Below are 4,684 nucleotides of genomic sequence, written 5' to 3' on the forward strand. Positions count from 1 at the left end.
AAACCTAACTTAAACGCCAGCCGGAAAAATAGCTGACAAAAAATACCCGACCCTCACACGGGGGTGTAGAGAGCCGGAACCAAAATAATTGGCACTGACATTCATCGACACACTATTGAGTTCTCAAAGAACACACGCACCCAAGATCCGGCCGATTTTTCTTCGACCTTCTCTAGAGGCAACTTTTCCAGCCTAACCACTCCCACCTACCGAGTCAAGCTCAGGGGCGTCGAGCAGTCTTGCCAGCCGCCAGGCGCTCCCCGTCCTACCTCGTGTCCCGGGCCTTCGTGGCTCCGGGTCGGCGTCCGTGTCGCTCTGACTTGGAATAAGTTACGTGTCGGATAACGGATCGTCAAATCCCCAAGACACTCGACATTCTCGCAGGTCAAGAGCGCGGGATCAGAGCACCGTCCGACCTGAATCACAACGATGTGACTCAGGTCATGATGATCTTCATCGACCGGCGCGCCGCGCTCCCGCGAAGTTCTTCTTTCCGCGCCGCAGCACCAGCCAGCTCCCGTGCAGGTAGTCGGAATCGGCGGCGGTCCACTCCGGGTCGGAGATACGGGTGTTGTTCACCGCCGCGCCGCCTTCGTTCACCGCGCGCCGCGCCGCCCCGCGACTGTCCGACAGGCCCGACGCCACCAGCAGATCCACGATCGTCGCGCCCTCGGCGGCCTCCGCGACCGTGCCGTCCACCGCCGCCTCCGAGAGTGCCGCGGACAGCGTTGATTCGTCCAATTCGTGCAGGTCACCGCGTCCGAACAGGGCCTGGCTGGCCAGCTGGACCGCGCGCGTGTTCGCCTCGCCGTGCACCAGTGTGGTCATCTCGGCCGCCAAGCGGCGTTGCGCCTCCCGGGCGTGCGGGCGTTCCTCGGTCGCCCGCTCGAGTTCGTCCAGCTCCTCGCGGTCGAGGAAGGTGAACCAGCGCAGGTACCGGACCACATCCGCGTCACCGGTGTTGACGAAGTACTGGTACCAGGCGTATGGGCTGGTCATCTCGGGGTCCAGCCACAGGCTCCCACCGCCGGTGGACTTGCCGAACTTCTTGCCATCGGAGGAGGTGACCAGCGGCGTGGTGAGGGCATGGACGTGCTCGCCGTCCAGCCGCCGATTCAGCTCGACGCCCGCGATGATGTTGCCCCACTGGTCGGACCCGCCGACCTGCAACCGGCAGTCGTGCCGACGGCGCAGCTGCACGAAGTCGTTGGCCTGCAACAGCATGTAGCTGAATTCGGTGTAGGAGATGCCTTCGCCGTCGAGGCGGCGCTTCACCGTCTCGCGGGCCAGCATGACATTGACGGAGAAGTGCTTGCCGATGTCGCGGAGGAAGTCGACAGCGCTCAGGGGACCCGTCCAGTCCATGTTGTTCGCGATGATCGCGCCGCTCGGCGAATCGTCGAGGTCGACGAAGCGTTCGAGCTGGCCGCGGATCCGGTCGGCCCAGTCGGCGACGGTGTCGGTCGAGTTCATCACCCGCTCGCCGACATCGCGGGGATCGCCGATCAGCCCCGTGGCGCCGCCGGCCAGCACGATCGGCCGATGACCGGCCTGCTGGAATCGTTTGAGCGTCAGCAGCGGCACGAGGTGCCCGGCGTGCAGGCTCGCCGCGGTCGGATCGAAACCGGCATAGAGGGTGATCGGTCCCTTCGCCAGATCGGCTCGCAGCTCGTCCAGGTCGGTGGACTGCGCGATCAGCCCACGCCAGCTCAGTTCATCGATGATGTCGACGCTCACCGCCCCCATCTTTCCGCACGTCCCGTGGATGTCCGTGCACAGGTCCATCACACCGAAATACGGTCGCGCGCGAACGGTGCGCGGCGGGCGCCGGAGCGGACTCAGGCGAAGGCGTCTTTCAACGAGGTCAGATGCACCCGGCTCGCCGTGGCCGCGGCCGCGCCGTCGCGGGCCCGGACGGCGTCCAGCAGGACCTCGTGGGCGCGATGGTCGGCGCGTTCGTCGGGCAGCGGGCGCAGGCGCAGCATGTCGATCATGGCGTGCCGCGAGCGCGGGACGAAGGCGTCGAACATGCTGGTGAGTACGTCGTTGTGGGCGGCGGTGACGACCGTGCGGTGGAAGGCGGTATCGGCGTCCACGAGGTGCTCGACCGGCGGGCCGGCCTCGGCGCGGGCGGCCAGTGCCCGCCACATGGCGCGCAGGTCCGCGGGCGTGCGCCGCTGGGCCGCGAGCGCCGCGGCCTCCGCCTCGATGGCGATACGAGCCTCGATCACGGTGACGATGCCGGCGCGGCGCAAGAGCGTGTCCCAGTCCTCGGTCACCTCCAGCGCGGTGACGAAAACCCCTGCGCCCTGGCGACTTTCGAGCACGCCCCGGCCCGCCAGCTCGCGGATGGCCTCGCGCAACGTGGAGCGCCCGACGCCCAGCTGAGCGGCCAGGGTGGTCTCCCCCGGCAGCTTGTGGCCGAGCAGCCATTCGCCGGCGCGGATCCGGTCGAGCAGCACCTCGGCGGCCTGAGCCGCCAGCGGATGCCTTTGCACGTGCGCCAAAGCCCGTCCACCTCTCTGCTTGTCTGAGGAGTTGTTTCTGGTTAGTCTATGCCACATGGGACAGGGACTGCTTCTCCTCGGCCGCCGCGGCGGGGTCTGATCGACCGGCACCCTGCCCGCGGGTTGCTGGGCTGCGCCGGTCACACCTCCGACGCGAAAGCAACGCCACTCATGTCCTCTCCCTCCTTCCCGTGGAATCGCCAGCGCCCGTCCGTCATGCCGTCGCATCGGTATCGCCCTGTGCACGAACGGGTTTCGATCCCGGAGTTCGATCGGCGATGGCCGACGAATCGGATCACCGAGGCGCCGCTGTGGGTGCCCGTGGACCTGCGCGACGGCAATCAGGCCCTCGCCGAGCCGATGGATCCGGCCCGCAAGCGCCGGTTCTTCGAACTGATGGTGGCCATGGGCTACAAGGAGATCGAGGTCGGGTATCCGAGCGCCTCACAGGCCGATTTCGACTTCGTCCGGCTCATTCGCGATGCCGATCTGGCGCCCGCGGACGTCACGCTGGTCGTGTTCACTCCGGCGCGCCGCGATCTGATCGAGCGCACCGTCCAGGCGACCGACGGCATCGCCAACGACGTGGTGATCCACATGTACACGGCGACGGCGCCACAGTGGCGGGACGTGGTGCTGGGCCGCACCCGCGACGAGGTGGCCGCGCTGATCCACGCCGGTGGGCGCGACGTCCTGGAGCTGGCGGGGCACCTGCCCAACGTCCGGTTCCAGTTCTCCCCGGAGGTCTTCATGCTCACCGAGCCGGATTTCGTGCTGGCGGTGTGTGATTCGATGACCACGCTGTGGGATGCGACGCCGCGGCGTCCGGTGACCCTCAACCTGCCCGCGACCGTGGAGGTGGCGACGCCGAACGTGTACGCCGACCAGATCGAGTACATGCATCGCAACCTGTCCCGCCGGGACAGCGTCGTACTGTCGGTGCATCCGCACAACGATCGGGGCACCGGCATCGCGTGCGCCGAACTGGCGGTGCTGGCCGGGGCGCAGCGGGTGGAGGGCTGCCTGTTCGGCAACGGGGAGCGCACGGGCAATGTCGACATCGCCACGCTGGCGCTGAATCTGCATGCGCAGGGCGTGGATCCGCGGGTCGACTTCTCCGATATCGACGAGGTGCGCCGGACCGTGGAGTACTGCACGCGCCTGCCGATCTCGCCGCGGCATCCCTATGTGGGCGATCTGGTGTACACGGCCTTCTCCGGGACGCATCAGGACGCGATCAAGAAGGGGTTCGCCGAACATCGCGCCCGCGCGGCCCGGCAGCAGCTGAGCGAGCGCGAAATCGCTTGGGAGGTACCGTATCTGCCGATCGACCCCGCCGATGTCGGCCGCTCCTACGAGGCGGTGATCCGCGTCAATTCGCAGTCCGGCAAGGGCGGGATCGCCTACCTGCTGGAGACGGAGTACGGCGTGACTCTCACACGCGACGAGCAGATCGAGTTCGCCCGCACGGTGCAGCGCTACACCGACGAGACCGGGGCGGAGGTGTCGGCGGAGATGCTGTGGAAGCTGTACTCCGAGTTCCGTCCGGAGGCGGCGCTCAGGCCGGACGCTCCAGCTTCGGCGCCCGCGGGCTGCGCCGATAGGCCGACACGGCCGGGGAATCCGTGAGCCACAGCCGCCACGGCCGGTCGGCGGCCAGGCTGACACCGACGCGCGGCCCCACGGCGACGGCCGCGGAGTCGGTGATCTCCGGTCCCAGTTCCAGGCGGATCGCTGCGCCCGGATCGAACAGGGGCGTGCCGTAGTCGGCCAATGTGATGCCGAGCGCGCTGCCGAGATTGCCCGGCCCCTTGGCCAGGCCCGCGTCGGTGCGGGCGGCCGGGCGGCGGGCGCGGGCGGTCTCGTGCCCGGCGATCACCTCACCGGCCCGGATCAGCACGGCGCTCGCGACGCCGTCGGGTCCGCTGGTGACGTTGACGCAGGTGTGCATGCCGTAGCTGAAGTAGACGTACAGCACGCCGGGCGGGCCGAACATGACGGCATTGCGCGGCGTCCGGCCGCGGCCGGAGTGCGCGGCCCGGTCGTGCCACGGCCCGGCCGGGTCCCCCCCCTACGCCACCACCACCGCGATTAGCACGGCGACGGGGCCGGACCACACGGTGGCGCCGAGCCGGCGGCGCGCGGCCGCGGGGGGGTGGGCGGGCACGTGCGCGGGA

At 68.6% G+C, this 4,684-nt stretch carries 3 protein-coding genes and 1 pseudogene; 1 reads left to right on the forward strand and 3 read right to left on the reverse strand.

Annotated elements, in window-relative coordinates; translation table 11 throughout:
• Positions 1 to 453 precede the first annotated feature (453 nt).
• Positions 454 to 1,737 (reverse strand): tyrosine--tRNA ligase, encoded by a 1,284-nt coding sequence (gene tyrS, locus QH470_RS30825; protein ID WP_280275889.1) that lies wholly within the window; start codon positions 1,735 to 1,737, stop codon positions 454 to 456.
• Between the two features lie 101 nt (positions 1,738 to 1,838).
• On the reverse strand, positions 1,839 to 2,507 hold the full coding sequence (locus tag QH470_RS30830) for a FadR/GntR family transcriptional regulator (RefSeq protein WP_280275890.1): 669 nt from the start codon (positions 2,505 to 2,507) through the stop codon (positions 1,839 to 1,841).
• Between the two features lie 216 nt (positions 2,508 to 2,723).
• Here QH470_RS30830 and QH470_RS30835 point away from each other — a divergent pair, with 216 nt between their 5' ends.
• Positions 2,724 to 4,136 carry a 2-isopropylmalate synthase gene (locus QH470_RS30835; RefSeq protein WP_342228474.1) on the forward strand — a complete coding sequence of 471 codons (1,413 nt, stop codon included), beginning with the start codon at positions 2,724 to 2,726 and terminating at the stop codon, positions 4,134 to 4,136.
• Here the strand turns inward: QH470_RS30835 and QH470_RS30840 are convergent.
• Positions 4,066 to 4,674 (reverse strand): annotated as a pseudogene (locus tag QH470_RS30840) (DNA-3-methyladenine glycosylase). The gene QH470_RS30835 and the pseudogene QH470_RS30840 sit on opposite strands and share 71 nt — an antisense overlap.
• Positions 4,675 to 4,684 lie beyond the last annotated feature (10 nt).

This window comes from Nocardia wallacei (genome assembly GCF_029868745.1).
Classification (GTDB): domain Bacteria; phylum Actinomycetota; class Actinomycetes; order Mycobacteriales; family Mycobacteriaceae; genus Nocardia; species Nocardia wallacei_B.